This is a genomic window from Bacillus sp. UNC438CL73TsuS30 (assembly GCF_000482325.1).
Taxonomy (GTDB): Bacteria; Bacillota; Bacilli; order Bacillales; family Cytobacillaceae; genus Neobacillus.
Genome location: NZ_KI535295.1, coordinates 450153 through 469440 on the forward strand (window position 1 = coordinate 450153; position 19288 = coordinate 469440).

The 19288-nt window shown below is 38.4% G+C and carries 25 protein-coding genes; 18 read left to right on the forward strand and 7 right to left on the reverse strand.

From position 1 onward, the window contains the following. The first annotated feature begins 209 nt into the window (after window positions 1-209). The 6 genes from pdhA to M028_RS32880 all read left to right on the forward strand — a co-directional run bounded on the left by pdhA (window position 210) and on the right by M028_RS32880 (window position 5995). The gene (gene pdhA / locus M028_RS0115930) at window positions 210-1325 is read left to right on the forward strand and encodes a pyruvate dehydrogenase (acetyl-transferring) E1 component subunit alpha (RefSeq protein WP_026574727.1); all 1116 of its coding nucleotides are present in this window, start codon (window positions 210-212) and stop codon (window positions 1323-1325) included. Window positions 1326-1328: 3 nt separating this feature from the next. Then, window positions 1329-2306, forward strand: coding sequence for an alpha-ketoacid dehydrogenase subunit beta (locus M028_RS0115935; RefSeq protein WP_026574728.1), 978 nt, complete (start codon window positions 1329-1331; stop codon window positions 2304-2306). Between the two features lie 87 nt (window positions 2307-2393). Next, window positions 2394-3716 carry a dihydrolipoamide acetyltransferase family protein gene (locus tag M028_RS0115940; protein ID WP_026574729.1) on the forward strand — a complete coding sequence of 441 codons (1323 nt, stop codon included), beginning with the start codon at window positions 2394-2396 and terminating at the stop codon, window positions 3714-3716. Between the two features lie 3 nt (window positions 3717-3719). Next, window positions 3720-5135 carry a dihydrolipoyl dehydrogenase gene (lpdA, locus tag M028_RS0115945; protein ID WP_026574730.1) on the forward strand — a complete coding sequence of 472 codons (1416 nt, stop codon included), beginning with the start codon at window positions 3720-3722 and terminating at the stop codon, window positions 5133-5135. 122 nt (window positions 5136-5257) lie between these two features. Beyond that, the gene (locus tag M028_RS0115950) at window positions 5258-5509 is read left to right on the forward strand and encodes a hypothetical protein (protein ID WP_331280320.1); all 252 of its coding nucleotides are present in this window, start codon (window positions 5258-5260) and stop codon (window positions 5507-5509) included. Between the two features lie 312 nt (window positions 5510-5821). Continuing rightward, window positions 5822-5995, forward strand: a complete 174-nt coding sequence (locus M028_RS32880; protein WP_155925632.1) for a hypothetical protein — start codon at window positions 5822-5824, stop codon at window positions 5993-5995. A 93-nt stretch (window positions 5996-6088) separates the two neighbouring features. On the opposite strand, the gene M028_RS0115960 is transcribed toward M028_RS32880, so the two are convergent. Next, window positions 6089-6526 carry a DUF1885 family protein gene (locus tag M028_RS0115960; RefSeq protein ID WP_035424173.1) on the reverse strand — a complete coding sequence of 146 codons (438 nt, stop codon included), beginning with the start codon at window positions 6524-6526 and terminating at the stop codon, window positions 6089-6091. A 148-nt stretch (window positions 6527-6674) separates the two neighbouring features. Here M028_RS0115960 and M028_RS0115965 point away from each other — a divergent pair, with 148 nt between their 5' ends. Together M028_RS0115965 and M028_RS32165 are read left to right on the forward strand one after the other, a co-directional pair. Further along, a complete protein-coding gene (locus tag M028_RS0115965) occupies window positions 6675-6974 on the forward strand; it encodes a DUF3055 domain-containing protein (RefSeq protein WP_026574733.1) in 300 nt (99 codons plus the stop codon). Between the two features lie 151 nt (window positions 6975-7125). Beyond that, complete coding sequence (locus M028_RS32165; protein WP_081810767.1) at window positions 7126-7251, forward strand: GapA-binding peptide SR1P; 126 nt, start codon at window positions 7126-7128, stop codon at window positions 7249-7251. Between the two features lie 46 nt (window positions 7252-7297). On the opposite strand, the gene M028_RS0115970 is transcribed toward M028_RS32165, so the two are convergent. Next, entirely contained in the window at window positions 7298-8770 is a 1473-nt protein-coding gene (locus M028_RS0115970; RefSeq protein ID WP_026574734.1) for an aminotransferase class I/II-fold pyridoxal phosphate-dependent enzyme, read from the reverse strand. 192 nt (window positions 8771-8962) lie between these two features. Here M028_RS0115970 and M028_RS0115975 point away from each other — a divergent pair, with 192 nt between their 5' ends. Together M028_RS0115975 and M028_RS0115980 are read left to right on the forward strand one after the other, a co-directional pair. Then, window positions 8963-9922 carry an NAD(P)H-dependent flavin oxidoreductase gene (locus M028_RS0115975; RefSeq protein ID WP_026574735.1) on the forward strand — a complete coding sequence of 320 codons (960 nt, stop codon included), beginning with the start codon at window positions 8963-8965 and terminating at the stop codon, window positions 9920-9922. A 33-nt stretch (window positions 9923-9955) separates the two neighbouring features. Then, window positions 9956-10228 (forward strand): UPF0223 family protein, encoded by a 273-nt coding sequence (locus tag M028_RS0115980; RefSeq protein ID WP_026574736.1) that lies wholly within the window; start codon window positions 9956-9958, stop codon window positions 10226-10228. Window positions 10229-10266: 38 nt separating this feature from the next. Here M028_RS0115980 and M028_RS0115985 read toward each other — a convergent pair whose 3' ends face one another. Beyond that, a complete protein-coding gene (locus M028_RS0115985) occupies window positions 10267-10899 on the reverse strand; it encodes a YktB family protein (RefSeq protein ID WP_026574737.1) in 633 nt (210 codons plus the stop codon). 182 nt (window positions 10900-11081) lie between these two features. Here M028_RS0115985 and M028_RS0115990 point away from each other — a divergent pair, with 182 nt between their 5' ends. Both M028_RS0115990 and M028_RS0115995 read left to right on the forward strand, forming a co-directional pair. Then, window positions 11082-11276, forward strand: coding sequence for a hypothetical protein (locus M028_RS0115990; protein ID WP_026574738.1), 195 nt, complete (start codon window positions 11082-11084; stop codon window positions 11274-11276). A 278-nt stretch (window positions 11277-11554) separates the two neighbouring features. Further along, on the forward strand, window positions 11555-12352 hold the full coding sequence (locus M028_RS0115995; protein ID WP_026574739.1) for an inositol monophosphatase family protein: 798 nt from the start codon (window positions 11555-11557) through the stop codon (window positions 12350-12352). 31 nt (window positions 12353-12383) lie between these two features. Here the strand turns inward: M028_RS0115995 and M028_RS0116000 are convergent, their stop codons facing one another. After that, window positions 12384-12569 (reverse strand): YlaF family protein, encoded by a 186-nt coding sequence (locus M028_RS0116000; protein ID WP_026574740.1) that lies wholly within the window; start codon window positions 12567-12569, stop codon window positions 12384-12386. A 161-nt stretch (window positions 12570-12730) separates the two neighbouring features. Between M028_RS0116000 and typA the strand changes: the two genes are divergently transcribed. The 3 genes from typA (at window position 12731) to M028_RS0116015 (ending at window position 15303) form a co-directional block, all read left to right on the forward strand. Then, window positions 12731-14569, forward strand: a complete 1839-nt coding sequence (gene typA, locus M028_RS0116005; protein ID WP_026574741.1) for a translational GTPase TypA — start codon at window positions 12731-12733, stop codon at window positions 14567-14569. A gap of 98 nt (window positions 14570-14667) precedes the next feature. Further along, on the forward strand, window positions 14668-14982 hold the full coding sequence (locus tag M028_RS0116010) for a YlaH-like family protein (RefSeq protein ID WP_026574742.1): 315 nt from the start codon (window positions 14668-14670) through the stop codon (window positions 14980-14982). 21 nt (window positions 14983-15003) lie between these two features. After that, entirely contained in the window at window positions 15004-15303 is a 300-nt protein-coding gene (locus M028_RS0116015) for a hypothetical protein (RefSeq protein ID WP_026574743.1), read from the forward strand. Between the two features lie 58 nt (window positions 15304-15361). Here the strand turns inward: M028_RS0116015 and M028_RS0116020 are convergent, their stop codons facing one another. Beyond that, window positions 15362-15562: a YlaI family protein gene (locus M028_RS0116020; RefSeq protein WP_026574744.1), complete on the reverse strand. Its 201-nt coding sequence runs from the start codon at window positions 15560-15562 to the stop codon at window positions 15362-15364. A gap of 144 nt (window positions 15563-15706) precedes the next feature. Here M028_RS0116020 and M028_RS0116025 point away from each other — a divergent pair, with 144 nt between their 5' ends. Beyond that, window positions 15707-16162, forward strand: a complete 456-nt coding sequence (locus M028_RS0116025) for a pyridoxamine 5'-phosphate oxidase family protein (protein WP_026574745.1) — start codon at window positions 15707-15709, stop codon at window positions 16160-16162. A 17-nt stretch (window positions 16163-16179) separates the two neighbouring features. Here M028_RS0116025 and M028_RS0116030 read toward each other — a convergent pair whose 3' ends face one another. Beyond that, on the reverse strand, window positions 16180-16764 hold the full coding sequence (locus M028_RS0116030; RefSeq protein WP_026574746.1) for a YhcN/YlaJ family sporulation lipoprotein: 585 nt from the start codon (window positions 16762-16764) through the stop codon (window positions 16180-16182). A gap of 188 nt (window positions 16765-16952) precedes the next feature. Between M028_RS0116030 and M028_RS0116035 the strand changes: the two genes are divergently transcribed. Next, a complete protein-coding gene (locus M028_RS0116035; protein ID WP_026574747.1) occupies window positions 16953-18281 on the forward strand; it encodes a PhoH family protein in 1329 nt (442 codons plus the stop codon). 39 nt (window positions 18282-18320) lie between these two features. On the opposite strand, the gene M028_RS0116040 is transcribed toward M028_RS0116035, so the two are convergent. After that, window positions 18321-18818: a hypothetical protein gene (locus M028_RS0116040; RefSeq protein ID WP_026574748.1), complete on the reverse strand. Its 498-nt coding sequence runs from the start codon at window positions 18816-18818 to the stop codon at window positions 18321-18323. 179 nt (window positions 18819-18997) lie between these two features. Here M028_RS0116040 and M028_RS0116045 point away from each other — a divergent pair, with 179 nt between their 5' ends. Continuing rightward, on the forward strand, window positions 18998-19279 hold the full coding sequence (locus tag M028_RS0116045; RefSeq protein ID WP_026574749.1) for a YlaN family protein: 282 nt from the start codon (window positions 18998-19000) through the stop codon (window positions 19277-19279). Window positions 19280-19288: the final 9 nt, after the last annotated feature.

The following is a 19288-nucleotide window of genomic DNA, read 5'->3' on the forward strand; positions in this document are numbered from 1 at the left end:
ACGCGTTTAAAAAGTTGATGTAAACTCGGATATGTAGATAATAATTGTATCAATAAAATAAACAAAAATACTGATACAGAATATGATGGGATGGAGAGATAAATTTCCATTCAATATTTTTTGTCTTTTAGGGTTTTTGGGTAACCTACAAAGGTGGAATGATTAATTTATACTTATGTTTTTTGAATAGAAAGGATGAGGTGACCTAAATGGCTTCTAAACTTAAGAACGCCCAGCTCGATGCGAAAAAGTCGCTCGATATCGTCGAAGAACAGTTTCAAACATTTCAAATTTTAAATGAAGAAGGCGAAGTCGTTAACGAAGCGGCAATGCCGGATTTAACAGATGCTCAACTTCAAGAATTAATGCGCAGAATGGTATACACACGTATCCTTGACCAACGTTCAATTTCTTTAAACCGTCAAGGAAGACTTGGATTCTATGCTCCAACTGCCGGACAGGAAGCATCACAATTAGCATCCCAATTTGCTTTGGAAAAAGAGGATTTTATTTTACCTGGATATCGCGATGTACCACAAATTATTTGGCACGGGTTACCACTTTATCAAGCATTCTTGTTCTCACGCGGACACTTCCAAGGAAATCAAATTCCTGAAGGTGTAAACGTTTTATCACCACAAATCATTATTGGTGCGCAATACGTTCAAACTGCAGGAGTAGCGCTTGGATTGAAAAAGAATGGCAATAAAGCTGTTGCTATTACGTACACAGGTGATGGTGGAGCATCACAAGGGGATTTCTACGAAGGAATTAACTTTGCAGGGGCATTAAAAGCGCCGGCAATTTTCATCGTTCAAAATAACCGTTTTGCAATTTCGACACCTGTAGAAAAACAATCAGCAGCGAAAACTGTTGCTCAAAAAGCTGTTGCTGCAGGAATTCCTGGAATCCAGGTTGATGGTATGGACCCATTAGCTGTTTATGCGGCAGTTCATGATGCACGTGAGCGAGCGATCAATGGCGAAGGACCAACCTTAATTGAAACACTTACGTATCGTTACGGTCCACACACAATGGCGGGAGACGATCCAACTCGTTATCGTACGGCTGAACTTGATAACGAATGGGAAAAGAAAGACCCACTTGTTAGATTCCGTAAGTTCTTAGAAAACAAAGGTTTATGGAGCGAAGAGAAAGAAAACGAAGTAATTGAACAAGCAAAAGAAGACATTAAAGAAGCAATCAAAAAAGCAGATACGGCACCTAAGCAAAAAGTGACTGATTTAATGTCGATTATGTTTGAAGAAATGCCTTCTAACTTAAAAGAACAATATGAAATTTATAAAGCAAAGGAGTCGAAGTAAGTCATGGCTCAAATGACAATGATTCAAGCGATTACTGATGCATTGCGTATTGAATTGCGTAATGATCCAAAAACATTAATATTTGGAGAAGATGTTGGTGTGAATGGCGGGGTTTTCCGTGCCACTGAAGGGCTCCATAAAGAATTTGGCGAAGAGCGTGTTTTTGATACACCATTAGCAGAATCAGGGATTGGTGGTTTATCTATCGGTCTTGCATTAACAGGATACCGTCCAATTCCAGAAATTCAATTCTTTGGATTCGTTTTTGAGGTAATGGATTCTATCGCAGGTCAAATGTCTCGTATGCGCTACCGTTCTGGCGGACGATATAATATGCCAATTACAGTTCGTTCACCATTTGGCGGCGGCGTTCACACTCCTGAGCTTCACTCAGACAGTTTAGAAGGATTAATGGCACAGACTCCTGGATTAAAAGTTGTCGTTCCATCAACACCATATGATGCAAAGGGATTGTTAATCTCAGCTATTCGTGATAATGATCCAGTTGTATTCTTGGAGCATTTAAAATTATACCGTGCATTCCGTCAAGAAGTACCGGAAGAGGAATACACCATTCCACTAGGAAAAGCCGATGTGAAACGTGAGGGAACCGACCTATCTATCTTTACTTACGGTGCAATGGTTCACGAATCATTAAAAGCTGCTGAAGAATTAGAAAAAGAAGGCCATTCAGTCGAAGTTGTCGATTTACGTACAATTAGTCCGCTTGATATTGAAACAATCATTGCATCTGTTGAAAAAACGGGTCGAGCAATTGTTGTTCAAGAAGCACAAAAACAAGCGGGTGTTGCAGCGACAGTAGTAGCTGAAATTAATGACCGTGCGATTTTAAGCTTGGAAGCACCAGTTTTACGTGTAACAGCGGCTGATACTGTTTATCCTTTCTCTCAAGCAGAATCTGTATGGCTTCCTAACTATAAAGATGTGATTGAAACGGCTAAAAAGGTATTGACGTTCTAATATTATCGAAAAAAAGTCTGCTCTATTTCCCGCATAATGTTTGAATACACCTGCGAAAATAGAGGAAGTATAGGAGGATGAATTACAGTGTCATTTCAATTTAAAATGCCTGACATTGGTGAAGGTATTCACGAAGGTGAAATTGTCAAATGGTTTATAAAACCAGGTGACAAGGTTCAAGAAGATGATGTACTTTGCGAAGTGCAAAATGATAAAGCAGTAGTTGAAATTCCCTCTCCAGTAGAAGGAACTGTAATTGATGTTTTAATTGGTGAAGGAACCGTTGCGACTGTTGGACAGGTTCTTGTTACATTTGATGCACCAGGATATGAAGACTTGCAATTTAAAGGCGATCACGGTGATGATGAACCAAAACAAGAAGCAGCACCTGCTGTACCAGCACCAGCACTTGAAACAAAGCAAGAAGCAGCACCAGCTGCACAGGCAGCAGCTGCTGGAACACAACCTCAGGCTGATGTAGATCCAAATCGCCGAATCATTGCAATGCCTTCTGTACGCAAATATGCACGTGAAAAAGGTATTGAAATTGCTCATGTTGCTGGTTCAGGTAAAAATGGCCGAATCATGAAGGCTGATATTGACGCATTCTTAAGCGGTGGTGCACCAGCAGTACCAGTTGAAAATGCTGCTGTAAGCGAGGAAGTAAACGTTGAAGTTCCAAAAGCAGCACCAATTCGACAAGGTGAATATCCTGAAACACGTGAAAAAATGAGCGGTATCCGTAAAGCAATTGCGAAGGCTATGGTTAACTCTAAGCATACTGCACCACATGTTACCCTAATGGATGAAATTGATGTAACGAAACTTGTTGCTCACCGTAAAAAATTCAAGGAAGTAGCTGCAGCGAAAGGTATCAAGTTAACATTCTTACCTTATATCGTAAAAGCATTAACAAGTGCTTTGAGAGAGTTCCCAGCATTAAATACTTCTTTAGATGATGCAACAAGTGAGATTATTCATAAACATTATTATAATATCGGTATTGCAGCTGATACAGAAAAAGGTTTATTAGTACCAGTTGTTAAGGATGCAGACCGTAAATCCGTGTTTAATATTTCAAATGAAATTAACGAATTGGCAACAAAAGCACGGGATGGTAAGCTAGCTCCAAATGAAATGAAAGGTGCATCTTGCACGATTTCTAATATTGGTTCAGCTGGCGGTCAATGGTTTACTCCTGTCATTAATCACCCTGAGGTAGCGATTTTAGGGGTAGGTCGAATTGCGGAGAAACCAATCGTAAGAGATGGTGAAATTGTTGCTGCACCAGTACTAGCTCTTTCATTAAGCTTTGACCACCGTATGATTGATGGTGCTACAGCACAAAACGCAATGAATCATATTAAGAGATTATTGAACGATCCTGAATTATTGCTAATGGAGGCGTAAAAAATGGTAGTAGGAGATTTCCCAATTGAAACAGATACTATAGTCATCGGTGCAGGTCCTGGTGGATACGTTGCTGCTATTCGTGCTGCACAGCTTGGACAAAAAGTAACGATTGTAGAAAAGGAATATGTGGGCGGAGTATGTTTAAATGTCGGCTGTATTCCATCTAAAGCGTTAATTGCTGCAGGTCACCGCTATGAGACAGCTATGCATTCCGATCAATTTGGAATTACAGCGGAAAATGTAAAGGTTGACTTCTCAAAAGTTCAAGAGTTTAAAGGCAGTATTGTAAATAAATTAACAGGCGGCGTTGAAGGGTTATTAAAGGGAAATAAAGTAAACATCGCTCGCGGTGAAGCGTATTTTGTTGACGCCAATACACTTCGTGTGATGGATGAAACTTCAGCCCAAACATATACATTTAAAAATGCAATTATTGCAACTGGTTCTCGCCCTATTGAGCTACCTGCATTTAAATACTCAAAACGTGTTTTGAACTCTACTGGCGCTCTTAATTTAAATGAAATTCCTGAAAAAATCGTTGTTATTGGCGGCGGAGTAATCGGTATTGAACTTGGCGGTGCTTACGCTAACTTTGGCAGCCAGGTAACGATTTTAGAAGGTGCCGATGAAATTTTAGGTATGGGCGTTTTTGATAAGCAAATGGCAGCTCTTGTTAAGCGTAATATGAAGAAAAAAGGTGCAGAATTCTATACAAAAGCATTTGCTAAGGGTGTAGAAGAAACCGAAAATGGCGTTGTTGTAACGTTTGAAACAAAAGGTGAAGAGAAGAAAATTGAAGCTGATTACTGTTTTGTAATGGTTGGACGCCGTCCAAATACAGATGAGATGGGCTTAGAGCAAGTCGGTGTTAAATTAAGCGAGCGTGGATTAATTGAAATTGATCAGCAATGCCGTACCAATATCAGTAATATTTACGCGATTGGTGATGTAGTTGCAGGTCCTCAATTAGCACATAAAGCATCCTATGAAGCAAAAATTGCTGCTGAAGCAATTGCTGGTCATTCTTCTGAAATTGATTACCTAGGTATTCCTGCTGTTGTCTTTTCAGAGCCTGAACTTGCATCAGTTGGTTATACAGAAGATCAAGCGAAAAAAGAAGGAATTGAAGTGATTGCAGCGAAGTTTCCATTTGCGGCAAATGGCCGTGCGCTCTCACTTGACAGTGCAGATGGATTCTTAAAATTAATCACTCGTAAAGAAGATGGTCTTGTAATTGGTGCTCAAATTGCCGGTGCCAGTGCATCAGATATGATTGCTGAACTTGGTCTTGCTATTGAAGCAGGTATGACAGCAGAAGACCTTGCAATGACTATTCATGCACATCCAACCCTTGGGGAAATAACAATGGAAGCGGCCGAAGTAGCTTTAGGAAGCCCAATCCATATTATTAAATAATACTGAATGGTTCTTTCCAAAGCGGAAAGAACCATTTTTTTAAAGAAAGAGCTTTTCTTGAAAATAACTATATATTTTTTACATATACTATAATATTCATGGTTTTAGATGAAGTTTGTGTGGTGATCATTTTGAGGGTTTATGTTGTGATGCTGCTGCAATTTATTATTTGGAGCGGTTATACTTTGATTGAGTGGTTATCAAAGCATGATCAATTAGTATATAAAGTCATTATGTTTTTTGTCTTTTTTTATTTGGCCTATTTGATTGGTAACGGTATAACAAAATCCTCAAGAAAAACACTATTTCTCACCGCTTTAAGCCTTGTGATCTACACCTCGATACATTACACACTGGAGCTTTATACCCACTAAAAAACTCCCTATTAGGGAGTTTCAGACTGTCGACAAATCCGAAGGATTTTGGATTTATCGACAGTCTTTTTTGCTTGGCTGCGTTATACTAGTCTGTTGATTTCCGTTCCAGGCGCTTCGCTTTCCGCGGGGCGGGCGGTGAGCCTCCTCGTCGCTAAAGCTCCTGCGGGGTCTCACCTGTCCCGCTGTTCCCGCAGGAGTCTTCGCGCCTTCCACTCCAATCAATAGTGTGTAAAAATAAATATAGTACATAAACACAGCCTTTTATATAATTATATAATTTAGGTAAAAGGTTTAAATGAGGTAGATGAAATGCTTACTAAAAATACACAGATCAATCGTGATCAAGTAGAAATGATAGCTCTAGATCAACTTGTACCTGCAAAGGGCCTGATGATTTCCGCTCCGGTCATTCGCTTTCCGCGGGGAGGTCCCTGGAGCGGAATTCAACAGACTTTTTACACAGACCAACCTATTGTATTATAAGTAATTAACGCGGTTAATTACTAAAGAGGGTGAATAAAATAAAAGCTATCGAAAGATTCGACAGCCATGACCCCCCTTTTAGGAGTTTTTTAATTATTTTCTAGGATAATAATACATGACTCTTTCATTGAAAAGGTGTAGTTCTCCTTGCATTTTTTTTGCAAGAAATTTACAAAATTCATTGGCTTTCCCTTTATCCCCATATGTGGATTGCTCTGGCAGGGTTACTTGAATGTAATGCTGCACTCTTTCTTCGCCGTACTCATCACGAATTGCTTCTGAGTCAACACCAATTAATATCGCAAAATACTTTTCATGGTCGGAATGTAAATAAAACCATTTTCCTTTTCCTTCTTCCTTCTCCTTTACTTCATAAGGAAAGGCAGCGTTTCCAAATTGCCAATCAACTTGATTCCCTGTTTTTGAGGTAATATCTTTATAATAATAAAAAAGTTCTTTTACTTCATCAATTGTAACTTGTTGTTTTGCAGATGTAGGCACCAGCTTGATAAATGCATTTTTCGCCAACATCATTCCCCCCTAACGCTCCAATTATATCCCTTACTATTTTAGCATTGAATAAAATCCAATGACAACCGTTACAAAAATAAGTTTCTTGTAATTTTTGTGAAAATAAATTACAATAATATTCTAAATATTAAAAGAATGGAGGAGTCCAATGGAATTATTTGATAAGTTATATGATGAGCAGGAAAATGTAAAGGTGAGGTTTGTAGGTTTTACGACTGAACAGACCCGCTATGACTTTGGAATTGTTTTTACGAATATGTTTTTTGGAAAACCCCTGGTAGTTTGTATGCAAACCGGCCGTTCTACCCTCCTCGACCCTAAAGACATCGAAGATATTGACCACTTGCAATCCGTATTCCGAATTTCCGACCGGCAACAAGCAGCCGATTTAGCTGAATTTTTCAGCGTAACCATTCCTTCCGTTCATTCTTACATTCAGTATGAATAATGGGACAAAAAGGGTCCACTATGGACCCTTTTTGTTTACATAAAAATTAAATGTGACATACAATTTAGGCTTGAAAAATTAAATGTGATATATTATTATTATCTCAAGGATGTTTTAACCGCTTACATTTCATATAAAGGGGATAGAAAAGATGGGTACAATCGTATGCCAAGCTTGCAATTCTACTATTGATCATTTTGAAGACGAAAAAGTTACAGTTTTATATTCTTCAAAATGCACCTGCTGTAACGAACACCATTCAAAAGAAGAAAAATAATTTATGAATAAAATAAAATAGGATTCCAATGTGGAATCCTATTTTTTTATTTAATTGCCTTGTATTCCTTTATAACTCTAATTGTTTTTAATTCATCATCTTCAGGACCCTGAACAGGAAGTCCTGCCTCGATGTTTTTCTGGGTATAGAGCAGGTTTTCTTTTGTAATAATCTCACCTGGGATAAAAATCGGAATTCCTGGCGGATAAACCATCACAAACTCTGCGATAATACGGCCTTCAGATTGTTCAAAAGGAATTACTTCCGTTTCTGAATAAAAAGCATCTCTAGGTGTTAAAGCAAGTAAAGGGATATCTGGCAGTAATACTTGGACTGGTTCGATTTTTTCTGCACGATCTTTAAATTCCTCAGATAGTTCTTTCAAGGCATTTACTAAAATGTCTGCCTCATTATCAGTATCACCGAACGTAATAATACAAAGGATGTTATATAGATCCGATAATTCTACCTCTATATTATGCTTTTCTCTTAGCCATTTTTCTACTTCATAACCTGTTAACCCTAAATCTTTGACCGAAATAATTAGCTTTGTTGGGTCGTAATCGAACGTAGCTTTCGAACCTAAAATTTCCTCGCCAATACAATGAATGTGCTCAATCTCATTAATTCTTTTACGAATGGATTGTGCCAATTGAATTGATTTTTCAATGAGGTCCTTCCCTTTGGTAACCAACTGTTTACGAGCAACATCTAGAGAGGCAAGTAATAAGTAAGATGTGGAAGTCGTTGTCATCATACTAAGTATCGATTGAACATGTTTAGCGGACACAAGTCCTTCCTTGACATTTAAGATGGAGCTTTGTGTCATTGAACCTCCAAGTTTATGGACACTTGTTGCAGCCATATCTGCTCCAGCCTGCATAGCAGAAAGGGGAAGTTCATCGTGAAAATGGATATGCACACCATGGGCCTCATCGACCAGAACGGGTACGTTGTAAGAATGAGCAACTTCAACTATTTTTTTCAAGTCTGCTGAAATGCCGAAATAGGTTGGATTGATGACTAGAACTCCCTTTGCATCCGGGTGCTGCTTTAATGCTCGTTCCACTGCATCCGTTGTAATTCCATGAGAGATCCCTAATTTCTCATCAATTTCGGGATGAATAAATACAGGAATAGCCCCGGAAAATACAATGGCTGACATAACCGATTTATGAACGTTTCTAGGAACAATGATTTTGTCTTCCGGACCGCAAACAGCCATTACCATAGCCATAATCGCTCCGCTTGTTCCTTGGACCGAGAAGAAGGTCCGATCGGCACCAAATGCTTCGGCAGCAAGGTCTTGAGCCTGTTTAATCATGCCCTTTGGTGCGTGCAGATCATCGAGTGGTCCGATATTTATTAAATCAATCGAAAGAGCATTTTCACCAATGAAATTTCGAAAGTCCGGATCCATACCTGCCCCTTTTTTATGGCCCGGGATATGGAATTGAACAGGATTCCTTTTTGCATGTGCTAATAAACCGCTGAAAAGCGGTGTTTGATTTTGCGACAATTTAGTACCACACCTCTTTATTTCAAATACTTATATTTTCATTTGAATAAATATACATAAAACATATGAATTATAGCACTAATCGTTCCCCTTGCATAGAGAAACGTTTCTTAACAGTTAGTTTCCCTAAAAAACAGGAAAATTACCCTTTAAAGGAGAAATAAACAACAATGAGTTATTGGAGGGGTACGAATGAATTGGCAAACTCGAGTCACTGATTTACTCAATATTCAATATCCAATTGTCCAAGGAGGGCTAGCATACCTTGCTTATTCAGAACTTGCTGTTGCAGTTTCAAATGCCGGAGGTCTCGGACAAATTACGGCTATGTCACTTGGACATCCGGAAAAATTAAGAGAAGAAATTAGGAAAGTTAAACAGCTGACAGACAAACCATTTGGTGTTAACTTTGCTATTGGGCAACATGGAAGATCCTTTGCAGATTTATTACAGGTAGCCATTGAGGAAGACGTGTCAGTTATTTCAATGACAGGCGGGAATCCAGCTCCTATTTTTGAACAGCTAAAAGGAACTTCAATTAAAACCTTAGTCCTTGTTGCAGCAAGAAGACAGGCTGTAAAGGCAGAGGAACTTGGTGCGGACGCGGTCATGGTTGTTGGTCAAGAAGGAGGAGGGCATCTTGGGAGAGAGGATATCGGTACAATGGTCTTAATTCCACAAGTTGTCGATGCTGTTTCAATTCCTGTCATTGCTTCCGGAGGAATAGGTGATGGAAGAGGATTAATGGCTGCACTTAGTTTAGGGGCTGAGGGGATTGAAATGGGAACAAGATTTATAGCTACAAAGGAATGTGTTCATGCGAATGAACGATATAAGCAAAGATTAGTGGAGGGAAATGAGGCAGATACTGTTGTGATCAAGCGTTCCCTCGGCAGTCCGGGAAGAGCCATTGCAAATACATGGACAGAAAAAATACTTGAAATCGAAAAAGAGGATGGGGGCTATGAACTGCTAAAAGACTTTATTAGCGGTTCAGCGAATATTCGCTATATTTATGATGGTGTAGAGGAAGAGGGATTTGCATGGGCAGGTCAGGTTATGGGATTAATAAAAGACGTACCCACCGTTGCGGAATTATTTTCACGAATGATTTCCGATGCAGAACAAAGTCGCAAAAAATGGGGAGAATAAGTTAAAGTAGAGATATGTAAGCAGGTGAATAGAATGGAGTACCAATATCCAATTGATTATCATTGGTCAACAGAAGAAATCGTGGATGTAATAAAATTTTTTGAAGCGGTTGAAAGGGCGTATGAAAAGGGAATTTCCCGTGATGAAATCATGAATGCTTATCGTCGCTTCAAAGAAATTGTACCAGGCAAGGCAGAGGAAAAGAAAATATGTGGTGAATTTGAAGAAACAAGCGGGTATTCTTCCTACAAGACCATTAAAAAGGCCAAAGAAGCAGATACAGGTGTTAAAATTTCTATGACATAATAAGAAAAGCTCCCGAACAAGGTGTTCGGGAGCTTTTCTTATTTGTGATTTACCGCAATCTTGTATAGTGGAGCAACTTGTTTAAATACTGTCTCGATTTCTTCCAGCAACTCTTCAGGTTTTAATTGAATAACTTTTTCGCGATCCATTACGAAGCCGGATAGGATTTCAGCTTTTTTAACCTTTTGGAGCCGCTGGAAAAATGATTGTAATTCCTCTTTAGACAGTTCTTGATGTTTAACTGTCTCCGGTTTTGTATGATCAACAGACCAAACAAAATCTTTAGGTGTTTCTTTAAATAATTTATTTAATTTTTTTGTGAATCTTTCTCCAATGACCTCTTTTTGTGGTGACTCATATATGACTGCAAACCAAATAAATAAATGGGTATTCCATAAACCGATTTGGAAATGAGGGAGCATCTTATAGCCGCGTGCATTATTTGCTAAGGCCACCCAGGTGTCCTTTGGCGGATTGATCGTTCGTCTGGCGTGTTTTGCTACATGAACATACATTTCATCGCCTGTAAGGGCAGCTAATAAGGGAGAAAAATATTGTCCTAAGAACTCCAGCTTTGGACGAATCGTTTCCTTAAGCGCCTCCATTCTTGCTTCTAAACCATCTACTAAGAACACATCAAAATCCTCATTTGTAAAACTTTTAAACTCCATTTTGCAACCCCCTGCAATAACCTTTGCCCACTATTGTAGCATATTGGCGGTTTTTGAAGAAATCTATTGCTTATCTGGGTTAACGCACAAATTTGTTACATCCTTACGTGTTGGTTCATAGTATAACAGTAAAAAATAGTCTGAAAAATTAGTAAATAACAATCGTGAAAGGGAGGAGAACCATGAAACAACTAATGAATACAACGCTTAAAAAAGCAGGAGAAAAAGAAAGAACTGCCTATTTGAGATTGGAAATGGATTATGAGTTGGCTACTTTATTTGAAGCAATTGAGGAAAAAAATGAGAAGAAAATAAAAGAATGTAAGGTGAAATTGGAAAAAATCCGCCAGGAACTTTTACGTTTAAAAGCTCTTTAATTTAAAACAGGTATTTCTTCTAAGGAGAAACTCTACAGGAATGATACAAAATAGAAAAGTAATCGAACTTATCTAAAACGAACTCCAGTGGCAAAATGGGAGTTCGTTTATTATTGCTTCCATTTGTTAATCTATTCACGAATGTATAAAAATGGAACAACAAAGTTGATGTGTTTAAGCAATTTGATTAAGCTATAAGTACATCAATCTTTTTTGGATGTTTCATACTACATACATTGAGTACAACGCGAAAATTCAGTAAACATTGGAGGGACGAAATGAATTGGGAAAATATTTATACGCTTGCACTTACTTGGGTGAAAGAAGCCGGGGAAAGAATTAGATCATCCTTTGATCAGACATTGAATATTCAAACAAAATCAAATGCGAATGACCTTGTCACAAATATGGATAAAGAAATTGAACAATTTTTTATTGGGAAAATAAGAGAAAGCTTTCCAGACCACAAAATATTAGGCGAGGAAGGATTTGGTGACGAGTTAAAGGATTTAGAAGGATTTGCCTGGATGATTGACCCGATTGATGGAACAATGAATTTTATACATCAGCAGCGGAATTTTGCCATTTCGTTAGGAATTTATGAAAAAGGGATAGGGAGAATTGGGATTATCTATGATGTAGTCCATGACGAATTATATCATGCCTTTAAAGGGAAGGGCGCTTATTTGAATAATAAGGTTCTCCCGGCTTTAAGTGAGACAAATGTCCAAGAATCAATTATTGCCTTAAATGCTACTTGGGTAATGAAAAACCATCGTATTGATCATAATTTACTTATTCCACTTGTTAGGGATGCAAGGGGGACAAGGTCATATGGGACGGCCGCACTTGAAATGATCTATGTAGCGACAGGACGAGTGGATGCATATATCTCGATGCGGCTTTCCCCATGGGATTTTGCGGGAGGAGCCGTAATTGTAGAAGAATTAGGGGGAATCGTAACAAATTTAAGGGGAGAAAAGCTTGATTTCCTAAAAAAGGATTCACTTCTTGTAGCAAAGCCTGGACTTCACCAAACAATTTTAAAAGATTATTTAAAAGAAGGAAAATGGTAAAAATGAGCCTGAGAAATCAGGCTCACTTTTTTTATAATTGACCGTTCTCACGCATTCTTTTTTTTGCTTTAAATCCCAAACCCATAACTAAAATCACGGCAATAATACAGCCAAGTGTGCCAATGATACTTTGTTCAGCAATCGCAACTCCAATACCAGCAATCAACGCCGCAGCAAGGATTGCGTATAAGAGTAAAGTCCATTTAATTTGTTTCATAATAATCCCTCACTGTTATTTTCAAGACTAATTTCCTTTATCTTTATTATTGTACATAAATTCTTTATAGGTTTCCACCTTAATTATGGTATAATGTTTTAGTTGTATTTGAAAAACTATAATAAGCTTTATTTTTATGAATAGAGGTAGGAGTGAATTTTTTGAAAATAAGAGAAGATATTCGCAATATTGCCATAATTGCCCACGTTGACCACGGGAAAACAACCCTAGTTGACCAGCTGTTAAAACAATCCGGAACTTTCCGTTCCAATGAACATGTTGAAGAGCGTGCAATGGATTCAAATGATCTTGAAAGAGAACGTGGAATTACCATTCTTGCTAAGAATACTGCAATTCAGTATAAGGATACTCGCATCAATATTCTTGACACTCCGGGACACGCTGACTTTGGCGGAGAAGTAGAACGTATCATGAAAATGGTTGATGGGGTTTTACTTGTAGTTGATGCATATGAAGGTACAATGCCGCAAACGCGATTTGTTCTAAAAAAAGCATTAGAGCAAAATCTTACGCCAATTGTTGTCGTAAATAAAATCGACCGTGATTTTGCCCGTCCTGAAGAAGTTATTGACGAAGTTATCGATTTATTTATTGAACTTGATGCAACCGAAGACCAGCTTGAGTTCCCTGTTATTTACGCTTCGGCCATTAATGGAACAGCAAGTACGGATCCACATCAACAGGATGAAAACATGCAATGTTTGTACGATTCCATTGTTGAAAACATTCCTGCGCCAGTTGATAATAGTGATGAACCGCTGCAATTCCAGGTAGCTCTTCTTGATTACAATGATTATGTAGGAAGAATTGGAATTGGACGGGTATTTCGTGGGACCATGCATGTAGGTCAACAGGTTGCCCTAATGAAATTAGACGGAACTGTTAAACAATTCCGTGTTACCAAGATTTTTGGATTCTTTGGTTTGAAACGTCAAGAAATCCAAGAAGCAAAAGCTGGCGATTTAATCGCTGTATCCGGAATGGAAGATATTAACGTAGGGGAAACAGTTTGTCCGACTGAGCATCAGGAAGCATTGCCTGTTTTACGGATCGATGAACCTACACTACAAATGACCTTCGTAGTGAATAACAGTCCTTTTGCAGGACGCGAAGGAAAATATTTAACGGCGAGAAAGATTGAGGAAAGACTTCGTGCCCAATTACAAACAGATGTAAGCTTACGAGTTGATAATACTGATTCTCCAGATGCTTGGATTGTTTCAGGTCGTGGCGAGCTTCATTTATCGATCTTAATTGAAAACATGCGTCGTGAAGGCTACGAACTTCAGGTTTCTAAACCAGAAGTAATTGTTAAGGAAATTGATGGTGTGCGCTGCGAGCCTGTAGAACGGGTACAAATCGATGTTCCAGAAGAGCATACTGGTTCTGTAATGGAATCCATTGGTGCCCGTAAAGGTGAAATGATTGACATGATTAACAATGGAACAGGGCAAGTTCGTTTAATCTTTAATGTCCCTGCTCGTGGATTAATTGGATATACCACTGAATTTTTAACCATGACACGTGGATATGGAATTATCAACCATACTTTTGATAGCTATCAGCCAATGCTTCAAGGGCAAGTTGGAGGACGCCGTCAAGGAGTACTTGTTTCAATGGAATCAGGTAAAGCTTCGACATATGGTATCATGCAAGTAGAAGACAGGGGAACGATTTTTGTTGAACCAGGTACTGAGATTTATGAGGGTATGATTGTTGGGGAACACACGCGTGAAAACGATATTACTGTTAATATTACAAAAGTAAAACAAGCAACAAATGTTCGTTCAGCAAATAAAGACCAAACCTCGGTCATTAAAAAGCCAAAAATTATGACCCTTGAGGAATCACTTGAATATTTAAATGAGGACGAATATTGTGAGGTTACTCCAGAATCTATCCGTCTTCGTAAGAAAATTCTTGATAAAAACGAACGTGAACGTATGGCTAAAAAGAAAAAATATGCTGAAATGAGTTAAGATAAGCTTTTTAGTAACCGATCAGTGGCACAAAATGAGGGACTCTTTAGCATCCAACGAAACCACTGATAAAAAAAGTTTTAAAGGAGGTTTTGTGTGTGAATGTTGCAGAACGTCTTTCATTTTTTGCCGCACTTTATAAAGTAACGGAACAGCCTAAAGTTGGGATGTGGCTTTTATACTTAACAATTGTAGCCTTATCGATTGTGGTCTATAAGCTTGGCTTCGCCAAAAAGCTCCCATTGGGTAAATCCATTGTTATTTATATCTTTCTGTGTGTCGGTTGTACCCTTCTCACTTTTTTAGGTATCTTTTTGCCTGTTGCGGAGGGGCTTGTCATAGCGGCATTAATCTTAATTATTTATAAAATTCGCTTGCATCAATCGAAAAAACATCAAGCAGAAGCAAAGTAATTGGGGGCAACGGAAATGAAAATGAAGTCCTTGCAGGATGCATTATATAATTGGCTTACGATTAAGGTTGTAAGTGATGCCCGTCCAGATGATACGGCTGCTAAGGAAACGGTTGAACTCTTTGAAGAGATTCTAGTATCTGATTATCATCTTGCTAATTTTGAGATTACAACAGATGATGTCATGTATTATGTATCTTTTCTCCAAGAGGGTGAAAGCAAGAAACAGCGTTTCCCCCGTGAGGTTATAGAGGTAATCCTAAACCAAATTAATGACGAACCAGATAAATATTGCAACTTCCCTGCAGAGGAAGAAGAATAAAAAAAGCTCCTCAAGTTAATCTTGAGGGGCTTTTTCCTTCAAAAACAGAGGTATCGGTTCACCAATCATCCTTTTCTGGTCGTTCGCGGTAAAAACGAAATTTTCCAGTGTCAATCCTGGCTTTTGTTCTTTCAGCTATCCTTATACTGCAATCCTGGCACATATATGTATGGATTGGACGATTACGCAGTCGTTTGGCTACTAGCGTTTCATCCTCAATTTTTTCTATCTTATCGCAAATTACGCATTTTACTCTCATTTTAACCCCCCAATTACCTCTATGACCGCTATTTATTTTTATAGTATATCATATTAAGCTTAGAGAAAAACCAGCGTAAGAAAGTTGATGAAAAAAATAGATAGTAGTAATATTAGAATAACTGTTTTTAAAGGAGGTGTAACCATGGCTAACCTAGTGGAACCTAAATTAATTAAGCCCCTCTACGATGAGCTGCAAAAAGAGAGGTTCGTAACATTGGCAACAATAGATTACGAAACAGGCGGACCTAATGTCAGTGCAATTTCCTGGATTTTAGCAAAGGATGAACAATCCCTTTATTTTGCGGTAGATAATCGCTCGAGAATCATCCAGAATATTGGTGAGAATAATCAAGTCGTCATTAATTTAATCGCCAACGAATCTACATATTCCATCCAAGGCACTGCTTCTATTAAAGAAGAAAGACTACCGGATGTTCCCTTGAAGTTGGCATTGATTGAAGTATCCATAAACGAAGTCAGAGATGTAATGTTTTATGGTTCAAAAATTGTATCTGAAGTTCAGTATGATAAAACCTACGACAAGGATGCTGCCGCCAGATTGGACAAACAAGTGATGGATGCCATGAAAAAAGCTTAGTTCGCACTAAGCTTTTTTTACTTTTTATGATTAGACTGCTCTTCTTGTTTCTGCTTGAGATTATTTTGCTCTTTCGGAGAAAGATTCTTATCTGGCTCATCAGTTGCATTCTTAGGATTCGGGGTAATTAAATCACCGGGAACCTCAGGCATTAATCTTCCTGCAACATCCGCCAGCTCCTCCATAATTCCTTGAATCGGTCTGCCTTTATTGATGTCTGTGGAAATTTCCCTCAACCGTGCCGTAGTATCAGCATCTGCCACCACAATCGATTTTGCGCCATAGGGATCTTTTTTCAAACTTTCTGCGACGGAATATTTTATGGTTCCTACCTGTGAACGTTCTAATTTTGAATTCACATCAATCCCTACGATTGCGTACCGCCCAATGACAACCGCAGTGGCATCATTAACATTCGGGATACTGGTTGCCAGTTCAACTAGTCGCTTAGAAATTTCCTGCCCCGTTTTTCGGTCGACATTTTCAATATAACTGTTTTTAACATTTACTAATGATTTATTATCCTGCTTTTGATTGACCTCATTATTGGAGCATCCGGCAATGCTAAATATTAAAATAATGACGGCTGCTATTTTCTTCACTCAACACTCACCTCCGGAAAACATTGATGGAATATTTCACTTTATATGATTTCACTAACATTTATTGTGCATAACTCCTTCTATCTTTATTCGAAATAACATATATTTTACCAAAGTAGTACAGGTAACATGGTTTGTTTAAAAATCATAAACAAGCCAAAACAACTAGAAAGGCGGGAGGCGTCTCTTTGAGTAAAATATACGTATTAGATACAAATGTCTTATTACAGGACCCGTATTCCATTTTTTCATTTGAAGATAATGAAGTGGTCATTCCTGCAGTGGTTCTGGAAGAAGTGGACTCAAAGAAAAGGTATATGGATGAGATTGGTAGAAATGCTAGGCAGGTTTCAAGGTTAATTGATGGCCTGCGAGCGGCAGGAAAACTCCATGAAAAAATCCCGCTGGAAAATGGGGGAACGATCAGAATTGAATTAAATCATCGCTCCTTTCATGAACTTCAGGATATTTTTATTGAAAAAACAAATGATAACCGAATTCTTGCGGTTGCAAAGAATTTATATATGGAGGAACAAACAAAAGAAAATGGAAAGCCAGTCATTATCGTCAGCAAAGATGCGCTAGTGCGGGTAAAAGCGGATGCAATCGGCCTTGATGCAGAGGATTTTTTAAACGACAGAGTAGTCGAATTTGAACATATTTACACAGGGTTTATCGAAGTTTTTCTGCCGATTGAATTACTTGGAAGATTTTACGAAAAAGGGGAACTATATCTCTCGGAAATTGCCAATCATCCTTTTTATCCGAGCCAATTCCTTATCATGAAGGATGCGCTGGGAGGTTCGGCGTCTGCGATAGGGATGGTAGATAAAACGAGCAAGAAGGTAAAAAAATTGGTCCTAAATCAAGAGCATGTATGGGGAATTCATCCGCGAAATGTACAGCAGACGATGGCCATTGAACTCCTGCTTCGTAAGGATATCACCTTGGTTACCCTAATTGGTAAGGCTGGGACTGGGAAAACATTGCTTGCACTCGCAGCTGGTCTAATGCAAACGGAGGACTTTAGGGAATATAAAAAACTCCTTGTTGCCAGACCTATCGTACCGGTCGGGAAGGACTTAGGATTTCTTCCTGGTGAAAAGCAAGAGAAGCTTAGACCGTGGATGCAGCCTATATTTGATAATTTGGAATTTCTTTTCAATACAAAAAAACCGGGAGAACTGGATGCGATTTTAGCCGGAATGGGCTCGATAGAGGTGGAAGCCTTAACCTATATTAGGGGAAGAAGTTTACCAAAACAATTTATCATTATTGATGAAGCACAAAATTTAACGAAACATGAAGTGAAGACGATTTTAACCCGGGTTGGGGAGGGCAGTAAAATCGTGTTAATGGGCGATCCGGAGCAAATTGATCATCCTTATTTGGATGCATATAATAATGGACTTACGTATGTGGTTGAAAAGTTTAAGGATCAGGATATTTCAGGTCATGTAAAGCTTTTAAAAGGAGAAAGATCGGGGCTTGCAAGACTTGCCGCAGACCTTTTATAAAAAACAAACGGGCGCTTAATAAACAGCACCCGTCTTATTTTATTTAATATTAAATTGTTTAACATTTTTAATTGGATTGTGTTGATTTGAGCCATCTCCATAATAAAGATGTACCGGTCCATCGGACGTTAATGGCTTGCCGTCTTCAGAAAATTTGAGGATAAACTCGAATGCCTCTTCAAGGGGAAATTCAATTTCCCCTTCTGGAGTCTCCACAACCACCATCTTTGCATCTGAATTAGGCTCGGCATTTTGCAAAAAAGGTTTTAGTGGAATACCAAAAGTACCTGTTAACATCTTAATTTTCTCATATTTCTTTTCGGTCTTTAAGGTCGGCGGATAGACTGCTCCTTCCATGATTTCGCGGTCCCAATGTTTTGAAACAGCTTTCGTATATTCTTCGAGTGGATCCTTATCTTCCTTTTCTAGAGAAAAATAGGTAGTTAAATCAATACGGCGATCGTCAAAAATCCATACACTTGGATCAAGCGTAATCGTATATTTACTATTACCTGAAATTAAAATAATTTTATCCAATTTTTTTACCCCCGTTCATTACACGAATTAAGTATAACTTTTTTTTAGATGAATGTCATATTCGGGAGATAAAATGGATTTCAGTCTACACCTGTATGTCATTATTCTTGCATTTTTATGCTCTAAACGTTAAAATTTAAAGATAAGTGGGTTATCGCTCTGAAATGGGGGGATGAATGTTGGCGTCTGAAATGATCGTGAATCATCAGGAAAAAGCATATGCCTTATTGCAGGCTGACGCTGAAAAAATATTAAAGCTTATTAAGGTGCAAATGGACAATCTTACGATGCCTCAATGCCCTCTTTATGAAGAGGTATTGGATACACAAATGTTTGGATTATCGAGAGAGATAGATTTTGCAGCCCGACTAGGCTTAATTGATATTAAGGACGGAAAAGCACTTTTAGATCAATTGGAACGTGAACTATCCGCACTCCATGATGCATTCAAAAGAAAATAAATGACCAAA

What these genes read in the sequence shown, in the direction of transcription:
- pdhA (WP_026574727.1), top strand. Translation starts at nt 210, where the DNA reads ATGGCTTCTAAACTTAAGAACGCCCAGCTCGATGCGAAAAAGTCGCTC.
- M028_RS0115935 (WP_026574728.1), top strand. Translation starts at nt 1,329, where the DNA reads ATGGCTCAAATGACAATGATTCAAGCGATTACTGATGCATTGCGTATT.
- lpdA (WP_026574730.1), top strand. Translation starts at nt 3,720, where the DNA reads ATGGTAGTAGGAGATTTCCCAATTGAAACAGATACTATAGTCATCGGT.
- M028_RS32880 (WP_155925632.1), top strand. Translation starts at nt 5,822, where the DNA reads ATGCTTACTAAAAATACACAGATCAATCGTGATCAAGTAGAAATGATA.
- M028_RS0115960 (WP_035424173.1), bottom strand. Translation starts at nt 6,526, where the DNA reads ATGTTGGCGAAAAATGCATTTATCAAGCTGGTGCCTACATCTGCAAAA.
- M028_RS0115965 (WP_026574733.1), top strand. Translation starts at nt 6,675, where the DNA reads ATGGAATTATTTGATAAGTTATATGATGAGCAGGAAAATGTAAAGGTG.
- M028_RS32165 (WP_081810767.1), top strand. Translation starts at nt 7,126, where the DNA reads ATGGGTACAATCGTATGCCAAGCTTGCAATTCTACTATTGATCATTTT.
- M028_RS0115975 (WP_026574735.1), top strand. Translation starts at nt 8,963, where the DNA reads ATGAATTGGCAAACTCGAGTCACTGATTTACTCAATATTCAATATCCA.
- M028_RS0115980 (WP_026574736.1), top strand. Translation starts at nt 9,956, where the DNA reads ATGGAGTACCAATATCCAATTGATTATCATTGGTCAACAGAAGAAATC.
- M028_RS0115985 (WP_026574737.1), bottom strand. Translation starts at nt 10,899, where the DNA reads ATGGAGTTTAAAAGTTTTACAAATGAGGATTTTGATGTGTTCTTAGTA.
- M028_RS0115990 (WP_026574738.1), top strand. Translation starts at nt 11,082, where the DNA reads ATGAAACAACTAATGAATACAACGCTTAAAAAAGCAGGAGAAAAAGAA.
- M028_RS0115995 (WP_026574739.1), top strand. Translation starts at nt 11,555, where the DNA reads ATGAATTGGGAAAATATTTATACGCTTGCACTTACTTGGGTGAAAGAA.
- M028_RS0116000 (WP_026574740.1), bottom strand. Translation starts at nt 12,569, where the DNA reads ATGAAACAAATTAAATGGACTTTACTCTTATACGCAATCCTTGCTGCG.
- M028_RS0116015 (WP_026574743.1), top strand. Translation starts at nt 15,004, where the DNA reads ATGAAGTCCTTGCAGGATGCATTATATAATTGGCTTACGATTAAGGTT.
- M028_RS0116020 (WP_026574744.1), bottom strand. Translation starts at nt 15,562, where the DNA reads ATGAGAGTAAAATGCGTAATTTGCGATAAGATAGAAAAAATTGAGGAT.
- M028_RS0116025 (WP_026574745.1), top strand. Translation starts at nt 15,707, where the DNA reads ATGGCTAACCTAGTGGAACCTAAATTAATTAAGCCCCTCTACGATGAG.